Source organism: Streptomyces sp. NPDC050528 (assembly GCF_044457795.1).
Lineage (GTDB): Bacteria > Actinomycetota > Actinomycetes > Streptomycetales > Streptomycetaceae > Streptomyces.
Window position 1 is genome coordinate 169,236 of sequence record NZ_JBITHH010000007.1, and the last position, 24,411, is coordinate 193,646.

Annotated in this window: 23 protein-coding genes; 12 read left to right on the plus strand and 11 right to left on the minus strand. The window is 70.4% G+C overall.

Annotated features, from left to right (window positions below):
- The first annotated feature begins 22 nt into the window (after positions 1-22).
- The 4 genes from ACIBK4_RS24710 to ACIBK4_RS24725 all read left to right on the plus strand — a co-directional run bounded on the left by ACIBK4_RS24710 (position 23) and on the right by ACIBK4_RS24725 (position 4,959).
- The gene (locus ACIBK4_RS24710) at positions 23-1,951 is read left to right on the plus strand and encodes an ABC transporter ATP-binding protein (protein ID WP_398997575.1); all 1,929 of its coding nucleotides are present in this window, start codon (positions 23-25) and stop codon (positions 1,949-1,951) included.
- Positions 1,948-3,729 (plus strand): ABC transporter ATP-binding protein, encoded by a 1,782-nt coding sequence (locus ACIBK4_RS24715; protein WP_398997578.1) that lies wholly within the window; start codon positions 1,948-1,950, stop codon positions 3,727-3,729. Before ACIBK4_RS24710 ends, ACIBK4_RS24715 begins: the two co-directional genes overlap by 4 nt.
- 420 nt (positions 3,730-4,149) lie before the next feature.
- On the plus strand, positions 4,150-4,626 hold the full coding sequence (locus tag ACIBK4_RS24720) for a DUF5709 domain-containing protein (RefSeq protein WP_398997580.1): 477 nt from the start codon (positions 4,150-4,152) through the stop codon (positions 4,624-4,626).
- A gap of 51 nt (positions 4,627-4,677) precedes the next feature.
- Positions 4,678-4,959 (plus strand): type B 50S ribosomal protein L31, encoded by a 282-nt coding sequence (locus tag ACIBK4_RS24725; protein ID WP_398997582.1) that lies wholly within the window; start codon positions 4,678-4,680, stop codon positions 4,957-4,959.
- Positions 4,960-5,027: 68 nt separating this feature from the next.
- Here ACIBK4_RS24725 and ACIBK4_RS24730 read toward each other — a convergent pair whose 3' ends face one another.
- Positions 5,028-5,819 (minus strand): metal-dependent hydrolase, encoded by a 792-nt coding sequence (locus tag ACIBK4_RS24730; RefSeq protein ID WP_033278306.1) that lies wholly within the window; start codon positions 5,817-5,819, stop codon positions 5,028-5,030.
- A 145-nt stretch (positions 5,820-5,964) separates the two neighbouring features.
- On the opposite strand from ACIBK4_RS24730, the gene ACIBK4_RS24735 reads away from it, so the two are divergent.
- Positions 5,965-8,478 (plus strand): DUF3516 domain-containing protein, encoded by a 2,514-nt coding sequence (locus ACIBK4_RS24735; RefSeq protein ID WP_398997585.1) that lies wholly within the window; start codon positions 5,965-5,967, stop codon positions 8,476-8,478.
- A gap of 19 nt (positions 8,479-8,497) precedes the next feature.
- Positions 8,498-9,361: an acyl-CoA thioesterase II gene (locus ACIBK4_RS24740; protein ID WP_366428893.1), complete on the plus strand. Its 864-nt coding sequence runs from the start codon at positions 8,498-8,500 to the stop codon at positions 9,359-9,361.
- Between the two features lie 62 nt (positions 9,362-9,423).
- On the opposite strand, the gene ACIBK4_RS24745 is transcribed toward ACIBK4_RS24740, so the two are convergent.
- Positions 9,424-10,428 (minus strand): DUF6397 family protein, encoded by a 1,005-nt coding sequence (locus tag ACIBK4_RS24745; RefSeq protein WP_398997587.1) that lies wholly within the window; start codon positions 10,426-10,428, stop codon positions 9,424-9,426.
- Between the two features lie 126 nt (positions 10,429-10,554).
- On the minus strand, positions 10,555-10,968 hold the full coding sequence (locus tag ACIBK4_RS24750; protein WP_019062680.1) for a roadblock/LC7 domain-containing protein: 414 nt from the start codon (positions 10,966-10,968) through the stop codon (positions 10,555-10,557).
- 92 nt (positions 10,969-11,060) lie between these two features.
- Between ACIBK4_RS24750 and ACIBK4_RS24755 the strand changes: the two genes are divergently transcribed.
- The gene (locus ACIBK4_RS24755) at positions 11,061-11,489 is read left to right on the plus strand and encodes a PPOX class F420-dependent oxidoreductase (RefSeq protein WP_398997590.1); all 429 of its coding nucleotides are present in this window, start codon (positions 11,061-11,063) and stop codon (positions 11,487-11,489) included.
- Positions 11,490-11,499: 10 nt separating this feature from the next.
- On the opposite strand, the gene ACIBK4_RS24760 is transcribed toward ACIBK4_RS24755, so the two are convergent.
- The 5 genes from ACIBK4_RS24760 to ACIBK4_RS24780 all read right to left on the minus strand — a co-directional run bounded on the left by ACIBK4_RS24760 (position 11,500) and on the right by ACIBK4_RS24780 (position 16,506).
- Positions 11,500-12,105: a GTP-binding protein gene (locus tag ACIBK4_RS24760; protein WP_398997592.1), complete on the minus strand. Its 606-nt coding sequence runs from the start codon at positions 12,103-12,105 to the stop codon at positions 11,500-11,502.
- Positions 12,106-12,287: 182 nt separating this feature from the next.
- Positions 12,288-12,701 carry a DUF742 domain-containing protein gene (locus ACIBK4_RS24765; RefSeq protein ID WP_366428889.1) on the minus strand — a complete coding sequence of 138 codons (414 nt, stop codon included), beginning with the start codon at positions 12,699-12,701 and terminating at the stop codon, positions 12,288-12,290.
- Positions 12,702-12,723: 22 nt separating this feature from the next.
- The gene (locus tag ACIBK4_RS24770; protein WP_366428888.1) at positions 12,724-13,161 is read right to left on the minus strand and encodes a roadblock/LC7 domain-containing protein; all 438 of its coding nucleotides are present in this window, start codon (positions 13,159-13,161) and stop codon (positions 12,724-12,726) included.
- Entirely contained in the window at positions 13,158-15,683 is a 2,526-nt protein-coding gene (locus ACIBK4_RS24775; protein WP_398997596.1) for a nitrate- and nitrite sensing domain-containing protein, read from the minus strand. Before ACIBK4_RS24775 ends, ACIBK4_RS24770 begins: the two co-directional genes overlap by 4 nt.
- 49 nt (positions 15,684-15,732) lie before the next feature.
- On the minus strand, positions 15,733-16,506 hold the full coding sequence (locus tag ACIBK4_RS24780; RefSeq protein ID WP_398997598.1) for an MHYT domain-containing protein: 774 nt from the start codon (positions 16,504-16,506) through the stop codon (positions 15,733-15,735).
- A gap of 152 nt (positions 16,507-16,658) precedes the next feature.
- On the opposite strand from ACIBK4_RS24780, the gene ACIBK4_RS24785 reads away from it, so the two are divergent.
- From ACIBK4_RS24785 to ACIBK4_RS24795, 3 genes are all read left to right on the plus strand, one after another.
- The gene (locus ACIBK4_RS24785; protein ID WP_398997600.1) at positions 16,659-17,258 is read left to right on the plus strand and encodes a class I SAM-dependent methyltransferase; all 600 of its coding nucleotides are present in this window, start codon (positions 16,659-16,661) and stop codon (positions 17,256-17,258) included.
- Positions 17,259-17,387: 129 nt separating this feature from the next.
- Entirely contained in the window at positions 17,388-17,684 is a 297-nt protein-coding gene (locus ACIBK4_RS24790) for a hypothetical protein (RefSeq protein WP_398997602.1), read from the plus strand.
- A 135-nt stretch (positions 17,685-17,819) separates the two neighbouring features.
- Positions 17,820-18,782, plus strand: a complete 963-nt coding sequence (locus ACIBK4_RS24795; RefSeq protein ID WP_398997604.1) for a hypothetical protein — start codon at positions 17,820-17,822, stop codon at positions 18,780-18,782.
- Positions 18,783-19,063: 281 nt separating this feature from the next.
- Here the strand turns inward: ACIBK4_RS24795 and ACIBK4_RS24800 are convergent, their stop codons facing one another.
- Together ACIBK4_RS24800 and ACIBK4_RS24805 are read right to left on the minus strand one after the other, a co-directional pair.
- The gene (locus ACIBK4_RS24800) at positions 19,064-19,249 is read right to left on the minus strand and encodes a hypothetical protein (protein ID WP_398997606.1); all 186 of its coding nucleotides are present in this window, start codon (positions 19,247-19,249) and stop codon (positions 19,064-19,066) included.
- 133 nt (positions 19,250-19,382) lie between these two features.
- Positions 19,383-20,447 (minus strand): acyl-CoA desaturase, encoded by a 1,065-nt coding sequence (locus tag ACIBK4_RS24805; protein WP_398997608.1) that lies wholly within the window; start codon positions 20,445-20,447, stop codon positions 19,383-19,385.
- A 377-nt stretch (positions 20,448-20,824) separates the two neighbouring features.
- Between ACIBK4_RS24805 and rox the strand changes: the two genes are divergently transcribed.
- Both rox and ACIBK4_RS24815 read left to right on the plus strand, forming a co-directional pair.
- Entirely contained in the window at positions 20,825-22,249 is a 1,425-nt protein-coding gene (gene rox, locus ACIBK4_RS24810) for a rifampin monooxygenase (RefSeq protein ID WP_398997610.1), read from the plus strand.
- Between the two features lie 217 nt (positions 22,250-22,466).
- Positions 22,467-23,813, plus strand: a complete 1,347-nt coding sequence (locus ACIBK4_RS24815) for an esterase-like activity of phytase family protein (RefSeq protein WP_398997612.1) — start codon at positions 22,467-22,469, stop codon at positions 23,811-23,813.
- A 23-nt stretch (positions 23,814-23,836) separates the two neighbouring features.
- Here the strand turns inward: ACIBK4_RS24815 and ACIBK4_RS24820 are convergent, their stop codons facing one another.
- Positions 23,837-24,088, minus strand: a complete 252-nt coding sequence (locus tag ACIBK4_RS24820) for a hypothetical protein (protein ID WP_398997613.1) — start codon at positions 24,086-24,088, stop codon at positions 23,837-23,839.
- Positions 24,089-24,411 lie beyond the last annotated feature (323 nt).

The window sequence follows — 24,411 nt, forward strand, 5'->3', positions numbered from 1 at the left end:
AGACAAGAGCCACTGGGACGTCATGCAGATTCAAGACCTTCCGTATCCCGACCCGGGTGTGCCGGACGCGCGCTCGGGGCCCCGATTCCTGTGGTGGCTCGGCCGGAATCAGCTCGGTGGCCAGCTCAAGTCCCTGGCCTGGGGGCTGCTGCACTTTGTGTCGGTCTCCGCGCTGCCGTTCTGTGTGGGGTTCGCCGTGCAGGCCGTGGTCGACCGCTCCGGGAGCCGGCTGGCCCTGACCGGCGAGCTGATGGTGCTGTGCGGGGCGGGCATCGCTGTGGGCGACACGTTCCTGCACCGGGCCGCCGTCACCAACTGGATCACGGCCGCCGCCCGCGTCCAGCAACTGCTGGCCCGCCAGGCGGCCCACCTCGGCTCCGCGCTGACCCGGCGGGTCGCGGCCGGTGAGGTCGTGGCCGTGTCGACGGGTGACGTCGAGAAGATCGGCTGGTTCGTGGAGGCGCTGTCCCGCTTCCTGGCCGCCGCGCTGACGATCGTCGTCGTGTGCGTCGGGCTGTTCGTGTACCAGCCCGCGCTCGGTGTCGTCGTCGCCGTGGGCGTGCCCGTGCTGGCGATCTCGGTGCTGCCGTTGCTGCCTCGCGCCACCCGGCGTGCCGACGTGCAGCGCGAGAAGGCGGGCCGCGCCACCGAACTCGCCTCCGACACCGTCGCCGGACTGCGGGTGCTGCGCGGGATCGGCGGTGAGGAACTGTTCCTCGACCGCTATCGCCGTGCCTCGCAGGAGGTGCGCCACGCGGCCGTGCGCAGTGCCCGGATGTGGGCGGTCATCTCCGCGATCCAGGTGCTGATGCCGGGTCTGCTGCTGATCGCGATCGTCTGGCACGGCGTGCAGCTGGCCCGCCAGGGCCGGATCACCGTGGGCGAACTGGTCACCGTCTACAGCGCGGTGATGGTCATGTCCTATCCGCTGCGGCACTTCGAGGAGATCGCCATGGCGTACTCCTTCTCCCGGCCCTCGGCCAAACGCGCCGCGCGGGTGCTGTCCCTGGAGCGGGTCACCGACACCGTGGGGACGCGAGCGGCGGAGGTGCCGGCCGGGGATCTCTACGACCCGGACACCGGTCTGCTCGCCCCCTCGGGCCTGCTCACCGCCGTGGTGTGCGGAGACCCGGACGCGGCCGGGCGGCTGGCGGAACGGCTCGGCGGACACCCCGCCGAGGCCGGCACCTCCGTGCTCCTGGACGGCGTACCGCTCGACGAACTCCCCCTCGACTCGGCGCGCACCGCCGTCCTCGTCCAGGACAAGGACCCGGTGCTGCTGTCCGGTTCGCTGCGCGAGCTGCTCGACGTGCCCGCCTCGGGTGCCGTCGGCGCCAAGGAGGCGCTGGCCGCCGCGCAGTGCGGGGACGTGCTGGTGGCGCTCGCGCAGGGCTCGCTCGACACCGAGGACCCGATGGACGCCCGCATCACCGAACGCGGACGCTCCCTCTCCGGCGGCCAGCGCCAACGGCTCGCCCTGGCACGGTCGTTGATCACCGATCCGGAGGTCCTCGTCCTGGACGAGCCGACCTCCGCCGTCGACTCCCACACCGAGGCCCGGATCGCCGACGGCGTACGGGAGTTGAGGACCGGCCGGACCACTGTGGTGTTCACCTCCTCGCCCCTGCTCCTGGACCACGCGGACCGGGTCGCGCTCGTGCACGACGGCGAGGTAGTGGCGGTCGGCACCCACCGCGACCTGCTCCGGAACGAGTCCCGGTACCGGGCGGTGGTGACGCGGGAGACCGAGGAGGAGTTCGCGTCCCGGGAGGCGTCGGCTTCGCGGGAGGCGTCGGACGACGAACAGGCCTCCCTGCTGGGCGAGTTGAATCATGGCGAGGCTCCTCTCCCGGGTGCCGAGGACGACGACGGGGGCTCGCTGCGGGCCGCCCTGGACGACGACGAAGCCGCTCTGCGGAGCGCATTGGAAGAAATCGAGGAGAGCGCATGATCGGCGTGGCGCCCCCGGCCTACGACCCGGCGGCCCCGACCACGGCCAACACCCTGCCGGTCGGTGCCCCCGCGACCGTACGGGCCTACGTGTCCGAGCTGTTCCACCGGCACCGCCGTGCCTTCCTCCTCCTCGTCACCGTGAACACGGTCGCCGTGATCGCCTCGATGGTCGGCCCCTATCTGCTCGGCGATCTCGTCGAGCGGGTGTCGGACGGCGCGCGGGAACTCCATCTCGGCCTGACCATCGGGGTGTTCGTGGTCGCGCTCGCCGTCCAGGCCCTGTTCATCCGGCAGGTGCGGTTGCGCGGCGCGATGCTCGGCGAGCGGATGCTGGCCGACCTGCGCGAGGACTTCCTCGTCCGGTCGGTCGGACTGCCGCCGGGTGTCCTGGAACGGGCGGGCACCGGCGACCTCCTGTCCCGCATCACCACCGACATCGACCGGCTCGCCAACGCGATGCGGGAAGCCGTGCCGCAACTGGCGATCGGTGTGGTGTGGGCGGTGCTGCTGCTCGGCGGTCTGGTCGTCACCGTGCCGCCGCTGGCCCCTGCCGTGCTGATCGCGGTGCCGGTGCTGGTGATCGGCTGCCGCTGGTACTTCAAGCGGGCACCGGCCGGCTACCGCTCCGAGGCCGCCGGGTACGCCGCCGTGGCCGCGGCCCTCGCCGAGACCGTGGACGCCGGCCGCACCGTCGAGTCGCACCGCCTCGGCGACCGGCGCATCGCCCTCTCGGAGCGCCGTGTCAAGGAGTGGACCGCCTGGGAGAACTACACGCTCTGGCTGCGGTCGGTGCTCTTCCCCGTCATCAACGTCACCCACGTCACCGTGCTCTGCTCGGTGCTGATGCTCGGCGGGGTGTTCGTCCTCCAGGGCTGGATCGGGGTGGGCGAACTGACGACGGGTGCGCTCATCGCACAGATGCTCGTCGACCCGGTGAACCTGATCCTGCGCTGGTACGACGAGCTCCAGGTCGCCCAGGTCTCGCTGGCCCGGCTGGTCGGCGTCCGTGACATCGAGCCCGACGCCGGGGACGCCGGGCTGTCCCCCGAGGGCCGAGACGTGCACGCGGACCGGGTGCACTTCGGCTACCGCGAGGGCGTCGACGTGCTCCGCAAGGTGTCCCTTGAGGTCGCGCCCGGCACCCGGCTGGCCCTGGTCGGCCCCTCCGGCGCGGGCAAGTCCACCCTGGGCAGGCTGCTCGCCGGCATCTACGCGCCCCGGGACGGCCGGATCACCCTCGGCGGCGCGGAACTCGCCCGGATGACCGCGGAACACGTCCGCTCCCATGTGGCCCTCGTCAACCAGGAGCACCACGTCTTCGTGGGCTCCCTGCGCGACAACCTCCTGCTCGCCCGGACCGACGCGGGGGACGCCGAGCTGTGGGCGGCGCTGGGCGCGGTCGACGCGGACGGGTGGGCGCGGGCGCTGGACGAGGGCCTCGACACCGAGGTCGGCTCGGGCGGGCTCGCGCTCACCCCGGCCCAGGCCCAGCAGATCGCGCTGGCGCGGCTGGTGCTGGCCGATCCGCACACGCTGGTCCTGGACGAGGCGACCTCGCTTCTCGACCCGCGTGCGGCCCGGCACCTCGAACGGTCCCTGGCCCGCGTCCTCGATGGTCGCACGGTCGTCGCGATCGCCCATCGCCTGCACACCGCGCATGACGCGGATGTCATCGCCGTCGTCGAGGACGGGCGGATCAGCGAGCTGGGGAGCCACGACGAGTTGGTGGCGGCGGAGGGGGCGTACGCGGCGCTTTGGCGGTCCTGGCACGGGTAGCTCCGCTGGTTGAGCGGTGACTAGGGTGCGGGGCGGTGAGGGGCTGGTCGGGGAGAGTGTGGCCGGCCTGCGGGCCGGTGAGTATCCGCGGGTCGGTGGGGGCTGATCGGCGTGGGAGGTGACTGACGTGCGGGCCGGTGGGGGCTGGTCGCGCCCACGCGGCGGAGCCGCACATGTCACAGCCCCGCGCCCCTTTCGGGGCGCTGTGCCGCGCCGGAACCGAACGGCCCCGCCCACCCCGGCCCGGGCCCTTGCCGTTGCGCGCGGGGAAGAAGGGGTGGAAGGCTGGGGAGCGGCACCGGTTCGGGGAGTGCCCGGGGACCATGTGGTTCGTGCCGGGCGCCGACTGTGCCCCGCACAGCGGCGACCCGCCGCCGACCGCGGTGAGAACGGGCCGGTCCCCACCACCTGGAGGTACCCGTGAACAGCGTCGACGGATGGGGAGACGACGTCTACCAGCCCGACGGATCCGAGGTGCAGGACGACGCGGGTCTGCTGGACGCGGAGGACACCCTGGTGGCCGACGGCGTCGAGGACCCCCTCGACCGCGGCTGGTCCCCGCCGGAACGCCCCTGGGCGGTGGAACGCGACGACGTGACGGCCGCCGGCCGCGAGCACGGCGAGACGCTCGACCAGCGCCTCGCCGAGGAGATCCCGGATCTCGCCGCGTCCGACGGCGACGGTCTCGGCGACTCCGAGGACACCGACGGCGAACTCCTCGACATCGAGGTCGGCGACATCCGCTCGGGCCGGCTCGTGGCACCCGACGAAGGAGCGCACGAGGACGAGGAGAGCGGTCTGATCGCCACGGACGTGGGCATCGACGGTGCCGCCGCCTCCGCCGAGGAGGCCGCGATGCACATCGTCGACGAGGACCAGGACTCCCTCTACGGCTGACCTCGCCGCCCTCTCGCCGTCACCCGCACCATCGCCGCAGGAGGAGCAGTCATGCAGCAGGACAAGCAGCCCGACTACCACCCCGTGGTCTTCCGCGACCGCGCCGCCGGATACGCCTTCCTCACCCGGTCCACCGCGACCAGCGACCGGACCATCGAGTGGGACGACGGCGAGACCTACCCGGTCGTGGACGTGGAGATCTCCTCGGAGAGCCACCCGTTCTACACCGGCAAGGCGCGGACGGTGGACACGGAGGGCCGCATCGCCCAGTTCGAGCGACGCTACGGCGGCGGTGAGGCGGGCCAGGGTCCCGGCGGTTCCGGCGGGGCGTGAGGCGGCACGGCGCTGTGCACCGGCCTGGGGGTGTGCACGGGAGCCGGCGCCGGAACTGGGGCCGGGCGTCAGATCACGTTGAGCGCCGCCGCGCAGCCCACTCCCCCGAGGAGTATGAACACCGGCATCAGCACCTTGAGCTCGATCCAGCTGCCCGCGCGGAACCGCATCACCTTCGGCGGCCCGATCGGGTACCAGCGCTTGCGGCCCAACGGGATCGGCCACAGGATCGGGCAGCCGGAGACGGTCAGCGCGTCCCCGATGTCGTGCACCAGCGCACCCAGCACGACCGGCAGACCGAGCCACAGGTACTGGTGCTGATCCGTGAACAGCCAGTCCGAACCGTTGCCCGGCTTGTCCAGCACTCCGGCGAGGATCCACGCGCTGGTCGCCGCCAGCAGCCACACCAGGATGTCGCTGCTGGAGCCGCGGGCCGCCCGCCACAGCAGACCTTCGATGGCCAGCACCATGTGCACGAAGAGGATCGCCAGCACTCCCCAGCGACCGCCCAGGATCGCCACACCCGCACTCCCCGCCCCGATCAGGACCGCCCACAGCCAGGTGTGAGTGAGCGTGCGGTGCCCGCCGGAGCGACGCGGGTCGCCCTGCTTCCTGGTCCCCTTGTAGACGGCGTACGAGAGTTTGTCGACGACCTCGCACACGGTCCGGGAGACGGGGCCGAAGGCCCGGGAGATGGTCGCCGCCTTGTGATCGAGGTCCGGGGCGAGCGCGGCGCCGGCACAGATCAGGGCACCGACCAGGATCACCGGCCAGGGCATCGGATGCCCGGCCGCGGCAGTCGCCGCTCCGACGCCGAGCCAGGCCGCCGCTCCCGACAGTGAGTGTGCTGGTCCCATCATGGCCGTTCCCCGCCCCATTCCTCTTACGCCGCCGGTCAGTTGCTCGGGCGCCCTGACACTCTGTCGGCGACACAGCGTAGCGGTAGCGATCTTCGTCCCCGCAGCCGATTCCCCCATCGGTCACGACGCCAGGCAAGATGGGGTCGTGACCCTCATCGACCAGTTGCCGCCGACCGCAGATCCCGACGCCCTCTACGAAGCCTTCGAGTCGTGGGCCCAGGAGCGCGGTCTCACGCTCTACCCCCATCAGGAGGAGGCGCTGATCGAGGTGGTCTCCGGTGCGAACGTGATCGTGTCGACGCCCACCGGCTCCGGCAAGAGCATGATCGCCGCCGGTGCACACTTCGCCGCGCTGGCCCGGGACGAGGTCACCTTCTACACCGCCCCGATCAAGGCGCTGGTCTCGGAGAAGTTCTTCGAGCTGTGCAAGATGTTCGGCACCGAGAACGTCGGCATGCTGACCGGCGACGCGTCCGTCAACTCCGACGCCCCGATCATCTGCTGCACCGCCGAGGTCCTCGCGTCGATCGCGCTGCGGGACGGCAAGCACGCGGACGTCGGCCAGGTCGTCATGGACGAGTTCCACTTCTACGCGGAGGCGGACCGGGGCTGGGCCTGGCAGATCCCGATCCTGGAACTGCCGCAGGCGCAGTTCATCCTGATGTCGGCCACGCTCGGCGACGTCGCGATGTTCGAGAAGGACCTCACCCGCCGCACCGGGCGCCCCACGTCGGTGGTCCGCTCGGCGACCCGGCCGGTGCCGCTGTCCTACGAGTACAAACTGACCCCGCTCACCGAGACGCTGACCGAGCTGCTGGAGACCCGGCAGGCACCGGTCTACATCGTGCACTTCACGCAGGCGCAGGCCGTGGAGCGGGCACAGGCGCTGATGAGCATCAACATGTCCTCGCGCGAGGAGAAGGACCAGATCGCCGAGCTGATCGGCAACTTCCGCTTCACCACCAAGTTCGGCCGCAATCTCTCCCGTTACGTGCGGCACGGCATCGGTGTGCACCACGCCGGCATGCTGCCCAAGTACCGGCGCCTGGTGGAAAAGCTCGCGCAGGCGGGCCTGTTGAAGGTGATCTGCGGTACGGACACGCTCGGGGTGGGTGTCAACGTGCCCATCCGCACCGTGCTGTTCACGGCACTGGCCAAATACGACGGCATCCGGGTGCGCACGCTGCGTGCCCGTGAGTTCCACCAGATCGCGGGCCGCGCCGGACGTGCCGGCTTCGACACTGCGGGGCTGGTGGTCGCGCAGGCCCCCGAGCACGTCGTCGAGAACGAGAAGGCGCTCGCCAAGGCGGGCGACGACCCGAAGAAGCGCCGGAAGGTCGTCCGCAAGAAGGCGCCCGAGGGCTTCGTCGGCTGGTCGGAGGGCACCTTCGAGAAGCTCATCACCTCCGAGCCGGAGCCCCTCACGTCCCGCTTCCGGGTCACGCACACGATGCTGCTGTCGGTGATCGCCCGCCCCGGCAACGCCTTCGACGCGATGCGGCATCTCCTGGAGGACAACCACGAGCCGCGCAAGCAGCAGTTGCGGCACATTCGGCGTGCGATCGCCATCTACCGCTCGCTCCTGGACGGCGGCATCGTCGAGAAGCTCGACACCCCGGACGCCGAGGGCCGCATCGTGCGTCTCACGGTCGACCTGCAGCAGGACTTCGCCCTCAACCAGCCGCTGTCCACCTTCGCTCTCGCCGCGTTCGAGCTGCTGGACCCCGAATCGCCGTCGTACGCGCTGGACATGGTGTCCGTCGTCGAGTCCACGCTGGACGATCCGCGGCAGATCCTCGCCGCGCAGCAGAACAAGGCGCGTGGTGAGGCCGTGGCCGCGATGAAGGCGGACGGCGTCGAGTACGAGGACCGCATGGAGCGCCTCCAGGACGTCAGCTACCCCAAGCCGCTGGAGGAGTTGCTCTTCCACGCGTACAACACGTACCGCAAGAGCCACCCGTGGGTCGGCGACCACCCGCTGTCCCCGAAGTCCGTGATCCGCGACATGTACGAACGGGCCATGTCCTTCACGGAGTTGACCTCCTACTACGAGCTGGCCCGCACCGAGGGCATCGTGCTGCGCTACCTCGCCGGCGCCTTCAAGGCCCTCGACCACACCGTCCCGGACGACCTCAAGTCCGAGGACCTGGAGGATCTGATCGCCTGGCTCGGCGAGATGGTGCGCCAGGTCGACTCCAGCCTGCTGGACGAGTGGGAGCAGCTGGCCAACCCGGCGGAGATGACCGCCGAGGAGGCGCAGGAGAAGGCCGACCAGGTCAAGCCGGTCACCGCCAACGCGCGGGCGTTCCGGGTCCTCGTCCGCAACGCGATGTTCCGCCGCGTCGAACTGGCCGCCCTCGACCATGTCGACGAGCTGGGCGAGTTGGACGCCGAGGCGGGCTGGGACGCGGACGCCTGGGGCGAGGCGATGGACAAGTACTGGGACGAGTACGAGGACCTCGGCACCGGCCCCGACGCCCGCGGGCCCAAGCTCCTGCTCATCGAGGAGGAGCCCCAGCACAACCTGTGGCGCGTTCGGCAGATTTTCGCCGACCCGAACGGCGATCATGACTGGGGCATCAGCGCGGAGATCGATCTCGCGGCCTCCGACGCGGAGGGCCGTGCGGTCGTCCGTGTCACCGACGTCGGCCAGCTGTGAGCACAGGAGAATCCCACCCATGACGAACCCGGCAGAGCGGCTCGTCGACCTGCTCGACCTGGAGCAGATCGAGGTCAACATCTTCCGCGGCCGCAGCCCGCACGAGTCCCTGCAGCGGGTCTTCGGCGGCCAGGTCGCGGGCCAGGCGCTGGTCGCCGCGGGGCGCACCACGGAGGGCGACCGGCCCGTGCACTCGCTGCACGCGTACTTCCTGCGCCCGGGCCGGCCGGGCGTGCCGATCGTGTACCAGGTCGAGCGGGTGCGGGACGGGCGGTCGTTCACCACCCGTCGGGTCACCGGCGTACAGCAGGGCCGCACGATCTTCAATCTCACCGCCTCCTTTCACAAGCCTGAGCAAGGTCCCTTCGAGCACCAGCTGCCGCCCCGCGAGGTCCCGGACCCGGAGTCCCTGCCGACGGTGTCGGAGGAGGTCCGGGCCCATCTGGGCGTGCTGCCCGAGCAGTTGGAGCGGATGGCACGCCGTCAGCCGTTCGACATCCGGTACGCGGACGGGCTGCGCTGGAGCGCCGAGGAGATCAAGGACGCCGAGCCGCGCAGCGCGGTGTGGATGCGCGCGGTCGGACCGCTCGGCGACGATCCGCTGGTGCACACCTGCGCGCTGACGTACGCCAGCGACATGACGCTCCTGGACGCCGTCCGCATCCCCGTCGAACCCCTGTGGGGACCGCGGAACTTCGACATGGCGTCGCTGGACCACGCCATGTGGTTCCACCGGCCGTTCCGCGCGGACGAGTGGTTCCTGTACGACCAGGAGTCCCCGATCGCGACGGGCGGCCTCGGTCTGGCCCGCGGCCGCATCTACGACCTGGAGGGACGCCTGCTCGTCTCGGTCGTCCAGGAAGGGCTGTTCCGAGCGCTGTAGCCGACGGATGTGCGCCGCGGCTCACGCGTGCCGCTGCGGCCGCTGCGTCAATGCCGTACCGCTCACGCGCTTCTGCGGCGCAGCCAGCCCAACATACCGCGTGATCGCTCGGGTTCCGGCGCCGGCTCGGGCGGGTGCTCGCTCAGAGAGGGCGGTCGTCCGGCCCGTTTGGTGGCCGGTCGTGGTCCGGCCGGTTCGTCGCTCGGTGGTGGTCCGGCCGCTTCAGCGGACGCCGGTGGTCGGGCCGCTTCGGCGGTCGGCCATGGTGCGGCCGGTTCGTTGGTCGGCCGTGGTGCGGGGCGATGGTGGCGTGCCTCGTCCAGAACCTGGGTCAGATCCGCCCGCAGCCAGCTGATCTCGTCCGGGTCCTCCGCCGTCATGATCCGCTCGGCGAGGTGCGCGGCAGGCGAGCCGGGAGCCCCGTGGGCGGGCCGTTCCGGCCGGAAGCGGTTCAAGTAGGCCCGCTCGTAAGGATCTTGGACGATTTCCGCGATCTGGACGGGGTCGAGCAGTGCGGCCAGAGCGCCGGCGCGCTCCCACGGGTCGTCGGCCTGGCGCAGCAGGAACCCGAGATGTCGTCCGCGCCAGTTGCGAGGTCGTAGATCCAGACCCTCTTGCAGTTGGTCCCTCATTCCCTCGGGCGTACGGCCGTTCAGCAGTGAGGTGTGGTTCTTGTCTGCCGCGAACTGCCGTAGTTCTTCGGCCAGATAGAGCCAGACCACGGCTCGATAACGGTTGAGGTAGAACTTCACCGGCACCACGAGTCCCAGCCGGGCGAGGCGGGTGAACCGGGCGGAGGTGACCTCCATGAGGGCGGCGCCGTCCGTGGTGCCCACGGTCCTGACGCTTTCCAGGAGGGTGTCGGGGAACCCGTCCGCCGAGCGCAGTCGGTCGATCTCGGCGTGGGCGACGCGTCGGCCGCCGCCTCCTCCTTCGTCGGGCGCGGTGCGGATGCGTCCGAGATGGACCGCGAGGTCGAACTCGCCTCGTTTGAGCCCCAGTTCCCGTGCCGCGCGACTGGGCGTGCACGTGAGGTCGGACGGTTTGGTGATGGTGTTTCCTGCCATGGTCGATCTCCCCCGCGGAGTCCAATGCTCACGCTCTGTGCGCTTGCGATGAACAAACCGTAACCGGTCCGGAAGATCTCGTGGCAGGCCTGTGGATAACTCTGCGAAAGTCGATGAACCAGCAGGTCAGAGGTCTGTGACAGGGGTTCGCTCGGGCTGTCGGGCGTCCACGCCGAGGTGCTCGCCGACGCGGTTGACGAGGAGTGTCATCTCGTAGGCGATCTGGCCGATGTCCGCATCGGCGCCGCTGAGGACGCACAGGCAACTGCCGCTGCCCGCGGCGGTGACGAACAGGACGGCGTCGTCGAACTCGATCATCGTCTGCCGCACCCCGCCCGCGCCGAAGTGGCGTCCCGAGCCCTTGGCCAGGCTGTGCAGTCCGGACGAGACGGCGGCGAGGTGTTCGGCGTCCTCGCGGCGCAGCCCTGTGCTCGCGCCCGTCACGAGTCCGTCGTTGGACAGGACCAGGGCGTGGCGTACGTGCTCGACACGCTCGGTCAGATCGTCCAGCAGCCAGCTCAGTCCCTGGTTCTGTGCCATGTTCCGGCCTCCCCGTGTCGCCTCTCCCCCTGGCCGGAGGATCTCCTGTCAGCCTTCCCCACCACTGTCGCCCGGGCAAGGAGGATGGGGGCATGGCACAGAAGATGACCGACGAGGAGTGGCGGGCGTTCGTCTCACACGACACGCGCACCGGCAAGCTGTCGACCGTCCGCGCCGATGGGAGCCCACATGTGGCGCCGATCTGGTTCCTGCTGGACGGAGACGATGTGGTGTTCAACACTGCGAAGGAAACGGTAAAAGGGCGCAATCTGGCCCGTGACGGGCGAGTCGCCCTGTGCGTGGACGACGATCGGCCGCCGTTCGACTTCGTGGTGCTGCAGGGACGCGCCGAGTTGTCGGAGGAACCGGGCGAACTCCGGTACTGGGCCGCCCGGATCGGGGCCCGCTACATGGGCGAGGAGCGCGCCGAGGAGTTCGGTGCCCGCAACGGGGTCCCGGGCGAACTCCTCGTCCGCGTCACGATCGAGAAGGTCCTGGCGCAGAAGGGCATTTCGGAGTGAGATGCCCCCGTCAGCCCACCGAGTCGAGCATCCGGGCGGTGTGCATCCGCCCGGCGTACTCGACGAGCCGGATCAGCACCTCCTTCCCCGAGTCGCGGTCGCGGGCGTCGCAGAGGACCACGGGTGTTCCCTGGTCGAGGTCCAGCGCGCGGGAGACGTCGCGGGCGCCGTAACTGCGGGCGCCCGTGAAGCAGTTGACGGCCACCACGAACGGGATGTGCCGGTGCTCGAAGTAGTCGACCGCGGGGAAGCAGTCCTCAAGTCGCCTGGTGTCCGCGAGGACCACGGCCCCCAGGGCGCCCTGCGACAGTTCGTCCCATAGGAACCAGAAGCGGTCCTGGCCCGGTGTGCCGAACAGGTAGAGGGAGAGGCCGGACCTGATGGTGATGCGGCCGAAGTCCATGGCGACGGTCGTCGTGACCTTCTGGTCCACGCCGTCGGTGTCGTCCACCAACTGACCGGCCTCGCTGAGCAGTTCCTCGGTGCGCAGCGGCCTGATCTCGCTGACCGCGCCCACCATGGTGGTCTTGCCCACGCCGAATCCGCCTGCGACCAGGATCTTCAACGCCAGGGCGGTGTTCTCGCCGTCCTCGGCGTCGGAGTGCTCGGAGACCATCGATCACTTCTCTCGGGAGTGCCGGCAACGCTCGACGTCCGTAGGTGTGCATCGTGGCAAGTGCGGCCTCGTCCTGGAGGATTGGACCGCTATTTGCCCGATGTGACCGCCTCGCACCCGTTCGGTGTGCGAAAGGGTGCACAGGTCGGTGCCGTACGCGTTCGGGTGCTTCTGAAGTTTCATCACAGTGCCCGTAGTCCCTCGATCACCTCGCGCAGAATCCGTTCGTCGGGCAGCTGCGCGGGCGGCACCGGACGGCTGACGGTGACGCAGCCGAGCTCAAGGAGGTCGCCCAGGAGCACCCGGACCACACCCAGAGGAAGGTCCGCTCCGGCGGCGAGTTCGGCGACGGACTGTGTTTCCGTGCGGCACAGGTCGATGAGTGCCCGGTGTTCCGGTCCGAGCCCGGTGTCGTCGTCGAAGTCGGGCGCGCCCGTGTCCAGCGTGACGAGTGCGATCAGGTCGAAACGCACTCCCGTAGGGCCCGGTTTGGTACGTCCGCCCGTCATGGCGTAGGGACGGACGAGAGGCCCGGCTTCCTGGTCGTACCACTGGCTGCCCGGCTCGTGCCGGTCGCCGGTCGTGTCCTCGGTCATCGGAGCGGATCGCCTTCTCGCCTCATCCGGCTGCGGGCGGCCGCGCACCGGCGCGCGGCGGCGTGTAGAGGTGCTCGCCGACACGCTTGACGAGCCGTGCCATCTCGTACGCCACCAGGCCTATGTCGGCCGTGACGGCGGTGAGAACGGCCAGGCAGGAGCCGTCCCCGGCCGCGGCGACGAACAGGAACCCGTCGTCCATCTCCACCATGGTCTGGCGCACTCCGCCGGCACCGAAGTGCCGCCCCGCACCCTTGGCCAGGCTGTGGAATCCGGAGGCCACGGCGGCGAGGTGTTCCGCGTCCTCGCGCTTGAGGTCGGTCGACGCGCCGACGGCGAGGCCGTCGTTGGACAGCACCACGACATGCCGTACTTCGCTCACGCGGAGCACCAAGTCGTCCAGCAACCAGTCGAGTTCGCCGGACCGCTGGGCGGCCCTCATGCTCGGGTCCTGGATCACGCGGGGTCTCCTTCTCTGCTGTCACTGCCCGTTGCGGGGCCTGGGGTGGCACCACGGCCCGGTTGCCTGCCGCCGCCGCGCGTCCAACCTTCGCGGTAGGCCGCCATCCGGTCCCGTACGACCTCCGGTGTGCGGTGCTCGTCGCGCGGGGCGGCCGGCGCCTGTTCCCGTTCCGGGGTGGGCTGTTCGCGGAGTTGGGGGGCGAGGTTCGCCTGGCGGACGCGGCGCGGGAGGTCGTCGCTCTCGTCGGTCCCTTCGGTGTCCTCGGGGGGACGGTGCAGTCGCAAGGTGGTGACTCCGGGGGGCGGGGCGTCGTTCGCCGGCTCCGCCGCGGCCCGTACGGAGGCCGCCAGCGCGGGCCGGTCGGCCGAGGCCGGGACGGACTCCTGGTGCTGGGTCGCGGTGGGCACACGCGCGTACTCGCGTTCCACGGCCCGCTCCCCGTCCTCGACCGCCGCGCGCGGGGAGCGTTCCGCCGCGCCGCCGTGCAGCAGCGCCGTCGGCAGCAGGACGACCGCCGTCGTTCCACCGTAGGGCGAGGTCCGCAGGTGCACCTTGATGCCGTGGCGGGCGGCCAGCCGGCTGACCACGAAAAGGCCCAGCCGGTCGCTGTCGAAGAGGTCGAGGGCCTCGGACTGCTCGATACGGCGGTTGGCGTCGCCCAGGGACTCCTTGCCCATGCCGAGGCCCCGGTCCTCGACCTCGACGGCGTAGCCGTTGCCGACGGGCTCGCCGGTGACCCGCACGCGTGTGTGCGGCGGCGAGAACTGGGCGGCGTTCTCCACGATCTCGGCGAGCAGATGCGTGAGGTCGGCGACGGCCGCGCCGACGACGGACGCCTCGGGGAGCTGGCGTACCTCCACGCGCGCGTAGTCCTCGACTTCGGAGACGGCCGCGCGGACGACGTTGGTCAGGGAGACCGGCATGCGCCATGCCCGGCCGGGTGCCGCTCCGGAGAGGATGATCAGGCTCTCGGCATGCCGTCGCATGCGGGTGGTGAGGTGGTCGAGGCGGAACAGGTCGCTCAGTTCGTTCGGGTCCTCGGAGCGCCGTTCCATGTTGTCCAGAAGGCTGAGTTGACGGTGCACCAGGACCTGGCTGCGGCGGGCGAGGTTGACGAAGACCCCGGAGATGCCGCTGGCGAGTTCGGCGCGTTCGACGGCGGCGCGCAGGGCGGAACGGTGCACGGTGCCCAAGGCCTCGGCGACCTGTCCGATCTCGTCCTCCGCCGGCGACCCGGGCGGTGCCTCCGCCCTGATGTCGATCTCCTCCCCCGCGCGCAGTCTCCGCATGGCCTCGGGGAGCTTGTGGCGGGCGATCCCCAGGGCGTCGTTGCGCAGACTCACGAGTTCGACGACGAGACCGCGTCCGATGCGTACCGAGATGACGAGCGAGGCGATGACAGCGGCGAGGCCGAGCAGGACCGCGGCCCCGGCGGAGGTGAGCAGTCCGCGGGTGAACGGGTCGGCGCGGTCGGCGACGCCACCGCCCGCGTCCGCTTCGATGGTGCGCATACCGTCCTGCACGCGTGCGTGCGCGTTGTTCCAGGTGGTCTCCGGAGCCGCGGCGATCGCTCGAGTACCCGAGTCGGTGGCGAGGACCTTGTCCTCGACGGTGCCGATGGCGGCATAGGCGTTGGTGTCGGCGAGGTTCTGCCAGGCGGCGCGTTCGGAGCCGCGCAGGTCCTCGACGGCGGAGTCGGTGAGGGTGCGTCGGGTGTCGACGGCTCCCGTGAACAGCCTCAGCCGCTCCCCGTCGAGCCTGCCGTCGAGACGCGCGCCGGCGAGCATGACGTCCTCCTGGGACAACGATTCGCCGGCCCGGGAAAATTCGAGGAGCACGCGCGCGTCGGATCCGAGGTCGGCGTCCTGGATTCCGGTGAGCGCCCCGCCCACGGAGAAGGCCGTCGCGATGGTCTTCGTGTACTGCCCGTACGTCTCGTCCCATCCCGCGCGGTGACCGAGCACATCACCCCGCAGGGAGCGCAGTTGCTCGGCTCCGGTGACGAAGGCCTCCAGGCGTCGGGCGACTCCGGCCGGCAACTCCTCGCCGTCGGCAACGGTGTTGTCGTCGCCGAGCCGCAACCGGGCGACCGCCCGGTCCGTGCTCGCCGCCAGCTTCTTCAGATCCCCGCTCTGCTCGGCGTCGGGGTCGGTCGCGTAGCGCACGGCGGCCGACCGCTCGGCCTGCAGCGCGGCTACGGCCGCCGCGACGGGGCTGCGCACTTCGGAGTCCACACGCTGCAACTGCCGTAGCCGGGAGACGTCCTGGGCGGTGCTGACGGTGGCGTACGCCCACAGGGCGAGCAGCGAGACGACCGGCACCATCAGGAGGCAGACGATCTTGGCCCGTACGGTACGGGGGCGTATCCGCCAGCGTCCCGCGCGCGGGGACATGTCCTCCGGCGGGGCGTCCAGGGGCTCGTCGAAGAGTTCGTCGGCGGGTGGTCCGGCGTGCGCGCGACGACCGCGCACGGGCGGCGTCTCGGCGCCGGCTCTCGGGGTCCTACGGGGGGTACGCATGGCCTCCTCGCTCGGAAGTGGTTCTCAGGGGCGTGCTGCGCGGGCCGGACTAGCGGGCGACGCTCTCGACCGGCCGCTGGGCGGAGGCGGTGGCCTCGCGTTCTCCTGTCGTCGGCGACAGTGCGACGAACGCCGAGGTCAGGAACAGGTAGGACCCGAGGCCCACGGCGAGCGGGAAGATGAACTGCATCGCCGTGGCACCGGGCAGGACCGTCCCGGAGGGGGTGACGTGCACGCGCACCGCGAACATCCCGGTGTAGTGCATGCTGCTGACGGCCGCTCCCATGACGAGGGAGGCGGCGGTGACGGCTACGGGCGACTTGATGTTGAGGGCCGCCCACAGGGCCGCGGTCGCCGCGACGACGGCGATGAGCACGGAGAGCCCGACGAGCATCGGGTCGTAACTCACGTCACCGTGCAGCCGCATCGCCGCCATGCCCAGGTAGTGCATGCTCGCGACACCCAGTCCGGTGGTGAGACCGCCGAGGAAGAGTGCGCGGCTCCGGTCGCGGCCGTAGCCGACCGCGAAGACGCCCGCGCAGACGACGACCATGGCGACGAGGAGGCTGAGCATGGTCAGGGGTACGTCGTAGCGGATGTCGGTGCCGCTGACGCCGAAGCCGAGCATGGCCACGAAGTGCATGGTCCAGATGCCGGTGCCGAGCGCGGAGGCCGCGGTGATGAGCCAGTTGCGGCGCGACCGGCCGGTGGCGCCGAGCGCGCGGACGGTGCAGCGCAGCCCGAGTGCGGCGCCCATACAGGCCATCACGTATGACAGCACGGGGGTCAGCCAGCCGAAGGTGGCGTGGTCCAGGTGTCCCATGACCAGGGGACGCTAGTAGGGGCACGGGTGCACAAAGGGGGCGCATTTCGAAAGGTGTTGCAATCTGACACAGAGGGACACCTGAACGACCGCGTCACGCTCGAACATGCGCGCCGAAGCGTCATCCGTGTCGGTGAGGGATCATGCGGAACATGAGCGACGACCACACACATGTCCAGGAGTTCTTCGGTGCTCGCGCCGCCGACTGGGACAGCCGCTTCCCCGACGACGGCCCCGCATACGCCGCCGCGGTCGCCGAACTCGGGCTGCGCGTAGGAGACCGGGTGCTCGACGCGGGCTGCGGGACGGGACGGGCACTGCCGCCGCTCCGTGCGGCCGTGGGGCGCTCCGGAGTGGTGCTCGGGGCCGATCTCACCCCGGCCATGCTGGAGGCCGCCGTACGGGCCGGACGGGGCCGTGAGGGGCAGTTGCTGCTCGCCGACGTGGCCGCGCTGCCGCTGCGGTCGGAGTCGCTCAATGCCGTGTTCGCGGCGGGACTGATCGCTCACCTGCCCCAACCCGAGGAGAATCTGCGGGAGTTGGCGCGCGTGGTGCGTCCCGGCGGCACGCTGGCCCTGTTCCACCCGATCGGCCGGGCCGCACTCGCGGCCCGTCAGGGGCGGCAGATCACTCCGGACGACCTGCGCGCGGAGCCCAATCTCCGTCCGCTGCTGGCCGGTTCGGGGTGGCGCATGACGTCGTACGCCGACGAGGACGCCCGCTTCCTGGCGCTGGCCGTGCGCGAGAGCTGAGCCCGCGCGGGGCGTCCGATGCGCTTCACCGCACCGTCCCCCTTCTGTCGCCGCAACTCCAACTCTACGTTGGGTAGCAGTAGATGAACGGTCAGCGACAGAGAACCACGCAGGGGGAAGGTGGTCAGCATGTTCGACAGGCCCCGCAAGACCTTCACCAGATTTCTCACCTCCACGCGCGCGGCGGCGGCCAGCGGCCCGCAACGGCGTCCGCACAATCTCTTCGAGGCCGCGGCCGTCTATGTCTCGGCCCGCGCGGAGGACGACCAGGAACGGATCGACGAGGCCGCGGGCTGGGTGTCGCCGGAGGCACTGTCCTTCGGGGTCAGCGAGTTGGCGTGCCGGGCCGTCGTCGCCCTCGCGAGGGAGCGTGACGAGTCGCCACGGACGGTGGCCCGTGCCCTTCTTGGGCTCCCCGCAGCCTGACAGTTCGGGTTACCGGTGGTCATTTCGCCCTGTCCAGACGGAAAACTGCAGCTCCGGGTGTACTTGGGAGTCGTGACAAGGAGCTTCCGCGCACACTAGGGTGCGCGCGGTTGGACGAACGATGGGGAGGCTGGGATGGCCGACACGGATGAAGAGGCCGTCGCCGCCGAGGACGATGCGCTCTATGTGCTCACGGCGGTGCTGCTGACGCCGGCGAAGTTCCCGAGTGTGCTGGGCGACGACTACCCGGAGGCATGTGCGGCACTCGGCATGGCGCCGCTCGCCGACGGGTACGGCCTGGTGCTCGGCCAGGACGGCGACGGGGCACGGTGGACGGTGGTCATCGACGACGTGTCGCTGGTCGCGGTCGCCATCGCGTCCTGGGACTGCGGCATGGAGTACGACCTGTCGCCGAGCGAGCGCACGGTGGTCGCCGCGCTGCCGGGCTGGCCGCTCGCCGTCGCCGTCGCGGCTCCCAACGTGCCCGCGCCGCACGATCCGGATCCCGACCTCGTGGACCGGCCGCCACTGGCTCCGCCGGACACCGCCACCTGGGGTCCGGCACAGCGGCGCCTGGGTGCCGACGAGATCGCGCTGCAATGGGCGCTGTGGCGGGAGCAGATCGACGACTCGACCTTCTCGACGCAGGAGGCCGAGGAAGCCGAGGGGGCTCAGGAGGCTCAGGACACCGCGGGCGACGCTTCGAAGACGGACAAGGCCGCCTCGGACACCACCCTCGATGCCGCCGCCCCTGACGCCACGTCCGAGGCGGACGGGACGCCGTCGGGGGACACCCCGGCGGACAGCACCGGGGAGGGCGCTCAGGCGGGCCACAGCGGGGTCCGTCGGGTACTGACGGAGGTTCGCGCGTACGTCGACACCCCGCCGCCCCTCGGCCGCGTCAGATCGTCCTTCGCACCGGGTGACGCGCGCACGCTGCGCGCCGACGGCCCCGGCTGGTCGTTGGTGGCCCGGACCGACGACATAGCGTTCGTCCTGCTCGACGACGAACCCGGCGAGGTCCTGCCGGTGGGCCGGGGCCCCGAACTGCCCGGTCTCCTGGAAGCACTCGACAAGCTGGCCGTACGGCCGAGTTGAGCCCTTGGGGCCCCGTTCCGTAGGTCAGCGGGCGGGTCACACTCGCTCGATCGTCTGGGTCTGGGTCGACGAAGAAGGATCCCGTGACCGCGCGCTGTCCACGGGCGAACGTGCCCTTCACCGGCAACCGTCCTGGAACCCCGCGGAACTCAACTCCCGCCGGTGGGCGGCCCGTTCCCGGCCGAACACCGTCCGCAGGGCTGTTGTCCGCAGTCCCGTGGACGGTGCCGTGCTCCGCTCCTGCGCCCCGGGCGGGAATGCCGTAGGGCATCGGTAGTGCGTCAGCGGCCGATCTCCTTGCCTGCCACGCGGCGCAGCCGACGCCGCTGCGAGGGGTCCAGCGTGAGGTATGCGGCCGTCGGCACTCCCACGACGATCAGGAATGAGACCCACCAGGGCAGCCAGAGCCACCACAGGATCAGGCCGACCGCCACACCTCCTACGGCGATCTTCGCGTTCTTCGACATGTGTCGCCTCCTCCGCGGCCGCAGCCGCTCTCTGATCTGAGAACGGGTCCGCGCTCCGCACAGTTCCGGATCGCGACCCTGAGACATCCCTGAGGCGCTTCCCCTACTGGTACCCGCGTCGTCGGCTGTTCCGTCACTCCGTCCACTCCATCCGCAGCGGCTCCCCCACCTCGTGGAGGTGGCGCAGGGCCTGCCGGTAGGAGTCGACGAGTCCTGTCTCCACATAGGGGATACCCACATCCTGACAGTGGGCGCGCACCAGGGGTTGTGCGAGCCGCAGATTGGGCCGCGGCATGCTCGGGAAGAGGTGGTGTTCGATCTGGTAGTTGAGGCCGCCGAGGAACCAGTCGGTGAGGGCGCTGCCGCGGATGTTCCGCGAGGTGAGGACCTGGCGGCGGAGATGGCCCCATCGGTCGCCGTTCGGGTCCGGCATCTCCATGCCCTTGTGGTTGGGTGCGAAGGCGAGGCCCAGGTGCAGGCCGAACAGGGCCTGGTGCAGCACGGCGAACGCGAGTGCCTTCCCCGGGGACATCGAGATGAGCAGCAGCGTCGCGTAGGCCACGATATGGCCCACCAGAAGGGCACCTTCGACGACCCGCTCACGACGGGGCTGACGCCGCAGGTCCTGGAAACCGTGGACCTTGAGGGCGATGCCTTCGAGCAGGGTGAGCGGGAAGAAAAGCCACGCCTGGTTGCGGGTGAGCCAGCGCCGGAAACCTGACCGGTCCTTGGCCTGTTCGCCGGTGAACACGAGGATGTCGGCGACGACGTCCGGGTCCTTGTGGATGTGGTTGGGGTTGGCATGGTGACGGTTGTGCTTGTCGTTCCACCAGGAATAGCTCATCCCCAGCAGCAGGTTGCCGTGGACCAGGCCGATGAGGCGGTTGACGGCCTTGTCGCCGGCGACCTGGGAGTGGCCCGCGTCATGGCCTATGAAGGCGGTGCGGGCGCCGAACACGGCGAGCAGCGGGGCCAGGAGCAGGGTCAGCCAGGAGTCGCCGATCAGGACGATGCCGGTGCCGATGGCGGCCAGCGCGAGGGCGTTGGCGGCGATACAGCGCGCGTACCAGGCGTACCGCCGCTCCAGCAGGCCTCTGCCCTTGACCGTGCGCAGGAGGGGCGCGAACCCGCTTCCCTGGGGCGCCGCGACGGCATCCCCCGGATCAGGTGCGCCGACGACTGCGGTGGTCTGGGACATGTCCGGTCTCCGGCTCTCTCAGGCAACGGGCTGACCTGAGCAAACGTACGAATCGGTGACCGGTCGCGACCATGGCGGCACCCCCCGTGTCCGTACGGGGGTCAGCCGGGTCGGCACAGGGGGGTTGACGACACCCTCACCGGCCCGGCCCCCAGGAGTCACGAGTTCGCGGAGAAGTACCCGGAAACAGGAAATGGCAAGGAGTTCGTCCACTCCTCGCCACACCCAAGGTATAGCGCGGCGGGGGGCTTGCGGCAAGGCCCAGGGGGTCCCGCACAATGGCCGACCGAGGCCGGGACCTGCGGAAACGAAAGATTCGCGAGCACAGCTCCACGGATCGGCGGGCCGGAAACCAATCGCGTTGGACGGGCGTTCTGATGATTGACGTGATCGTGGTCGGCGGCGGACCGACCGGCTTGATGCTGGCCTGCGAGTTGCGGCTGCACGGCGTGCATGTGGTCGTACTGGAGAAGTTGGCCGAGCCGACCGGGGAGTCGCGCGGGCAGGGTCTGCACGCGCGCAGCGTGGAGATCATGGACCAGCGCGGCCTCCTCGACCGGTTCCTCGCGGTCAGCGAGAAGTTCCAGACGGGTGGCCTCTTCGGAGGCATCGTCAAACCATGGCCCGACCGGTCGGACACGGCTCACCCGTACGGTGTCGCCACCCCGCAGCCTGTCACCGAGCGGCTGCTCGAAGAGCACGCCGTCGAACTCGGTACCGAGATCCGGCGCGGCTGCGAGGTGATCGGGTTGAGTCAGGCCGAGGACGGGGTGACCGTCGAGTTGGCTGACGGCTCGCAGCTGGGCTCGCGCCATGTCGTCGGATGCGACGGCGGTCGCAGCACGGTACGCAAGGTGCTCGGTGTCGGTTTCCCCGGCGAGCCCGCGACGGTCGAGACGTTGCTGGGCGAAATGGAGGCGACCCAGGATCCGGCGACCATTGCCGCCGCCGTCGAGGAAGTCCGCAGGACTCAACTGCGGTTCGGCGTCAGCCCCGGCGAGAACGGCGTGTACCGCGTCGTGGTGCCCGCCGACGGCGTTGCCGAGGACCGTGCGACAGCGCCGACCCTCGGCGACTTCAAGCAGCGGCTACGGGCCGTCGCGGGCACCGATTTCGGCGTGCACTCGCCGCGCTGGCTGTCCCGCTTCGGCGACGCCACCCGGCAGGCCGAGCGCTACCGGGTCGACCGGGTCCTGCTGGCCGGCGACGCGGCACACATCCATCCGCCGACCGGCGGGCAGGGGCTCAACCTGGGTGTGCAGGACGCGTTCAACCTCGGCTGGAAGCTCGCCGCCGAGGTCAACGGCTGGGCTCCGGAAGGCTTGTTGGACAGCTACCACCTCGAACGACACCCCGTAGGCGCCCGAGTCATCGCCAACACGCGCGCGCAGATCACGCTCCTGGGGACCGATCCCGGTCCGACCGCACTACGGGAACTGTTCTCGACGCTGATGGACTTCGAGGGGGTGAACCGGTACGTGACCGAGATGATCACCGCGGTCGGGATCCGCTACGACTTCGGCGAGGGCCACGAACTGCTCGGCCGGCGACTACGGGACGTGCAGCTGAAGCACGGTCGCCTCTACGAGTTGATGCACACCGGCCGAGGCCTCCTCCTCGACCGGACCGGCCGACTCTCGGTCACGGGTTGGGCGGATCGCGTCGACTACGTAGTCGACGTCAGCGAGGAACTGGACGCACCCGCGGTGCTCCTACGGCCGGACGGTCACGTGGCGTGGGTCGGCGACGACCAGGAGGACCTGTTGAGCCGACTGCCCAAGTGGTTCGGTGCGGCCCACTAGGTGCTCGCCTCGTCCGCCGCTGTGATCGGTACGCCGGGAACGCCTGGCCTCCCAGGCAGAAAGACCACGGGCCGCGATCGGATCACGGCCGCCCCGTCGCAGGCGCCACGCCCGCCCGACAAGCTGTCGACACTCCGGATTAACCCCACCGTCGAGCACCGTTCCTCATGACGCCCAACTCTGGCCGCTGTCAACGAACTTGTCTTCAGGAGGCCCGATGTCCCCGCACGCCATCGTCCGGCGCCGCGTCCGTCGTCCCGTAGCGGCGGGTGTTCCACTCGCCGTCGTCGTCGCCCTCGTGGCGGCCGGTACGGCCGTGGGAGCCCCCGCGAAGGCCGAGGCCGCCCATGTCACGCGGACGGCGACGCTGGGCGACATCCCGCTCGGCGCGTTCAGCAACGCGCTGTTGCCCGGGACCGTGGACAACGACCGGGGCGTGGACCTCGGAGGCATCGGCAGCGACATCTACCCGGCAGGCCGCAAGGGCGAGTACTGGACGGTCACCGATCGCGGGCCCAACGGCCAGATCAAGGTGAGCGGAACGAAGCGCCGTACGTTCCCCGTGCCCGGTTTCGACCCGGCGATCGTGAAGATCCGTGTCTCCGGGGACAAGGTGAAGGTCCTGGACGCGCTCCCGATCACCACGTCCTCCGGGAAGGCCGTCACCGGGCTGTCGAACCAGCAGGGACGCGACGAGGCGCCGTACTCCTACGACGCCCAGACGGCACTGTCGTTCAACCCGAACGGGCTGGACACGGAGGGCATCGTGCGGGCCGGCGACGGGTCGTTCTGGCTCGTCGACGAGTACGGGCCCTCCCTGGTGCATGTCTCCGCGCGCGGGAAGGTACTCACGCGGTACGTGCCCAAGGGGCTGCATCTGACGGGTACCGACTACCCGGTGGTGGAGTCGCTGCCGGCCGTCCTGCTGCACCGGAAGATCAACCGCGGCTTCGAGGGGCTGGCCCAACTGCCCGGCGGTGACCTGGTGATGGCCCTCCAGAGCCCACTGTCGCTGCCGGACGGGGATGCCGGGGACGCGTCGCTCAACACCCGGCTGCTGCGCTTCTCCACGAAGAAGAAGGCGGTCACGGCGGAGTACCCGTACCGCTTCGACCCGGTCAACGTGGTCGACCCCAGCGAGGACGACACCTCCGAACTCAAGATCTCCTCCGTGGTCGCCGTAGGAGGTGACCGGCTCCTGGTCGAGGAGCGCACCGACAAGGCGGCCAGGCTCCAACTGGTCACGTTGGACCGCAAGTCGAACATCCTCGGCGGTCGCTACGACGACGACACGACGTCCCCGTCGCTGGAGCAGCTCGACAACCCGACCGCCTCGGGTGTCCCGGTGCTGGCCAAGAAGCTGGTCGTCGACCTGGGGACCGTCTCCGGGGTGCCGCAGAAGATCGAGGGCATCGCGCGCGTGGATCACGACACGCTCGTCCTCGTGAATGACAACGACTTCGGGATGACGGACGGCGCGGGCGCGTTCGACGCACAGGGACGGTTGGTGGACAGCGGTATCAAGACGACCGTGGTGTACCTGAAGCTGCCGCACGGCATCTGAACGTCCGTCGGCTTCCGAGGCGACTAGCCGAACAGGGACGGGAGCAGGGACTCGATGTCGCTGGGGACCTCGCTCGGCAGTTCCGAGGGGAGGTTCGACGGGAGCGACGTCGGGAGCTTGGTCGGCAGGCTGGTGGGGAGTTTCGTCGGGAGGGTGAGGGACGGGCTGCGGCTCGTGCTCGAACTGCTCTCCGCGGGCGTCTTCTTGTCCGGTGAGTCGTGTCCTCCGGAGGCCATCAACGCGATGGCGACGACCGCTCCGGCAGCGACGATCACGGCGAGCAGGATGAACAGCGGTCGGGGGCGTCGGCGCGGAGGCGGGTCGTAGTCCCCATAGCCCCCTCCTGATGCGTGGTCGAAGTCTCCGGGAGGCGGTGGTCCGAAGCCGCCTCCCGGAGGCGGCACAGAGCCGGGTGGCCCGGGCGGTCGAGGCGGTACGGGCGGCATGGCCATACCGACCAGAGTCGCCGGGCAGAGGTCATGGCGCGACCCCCGCGCGGTGGTTGATACGGGCTCATGCCGTGGATCGCATGATTCCGGAGCATTCCGCGCGAGGGTCGGTCACGAACAGGCGGTCACGTACACCAACGGGCTCGCGA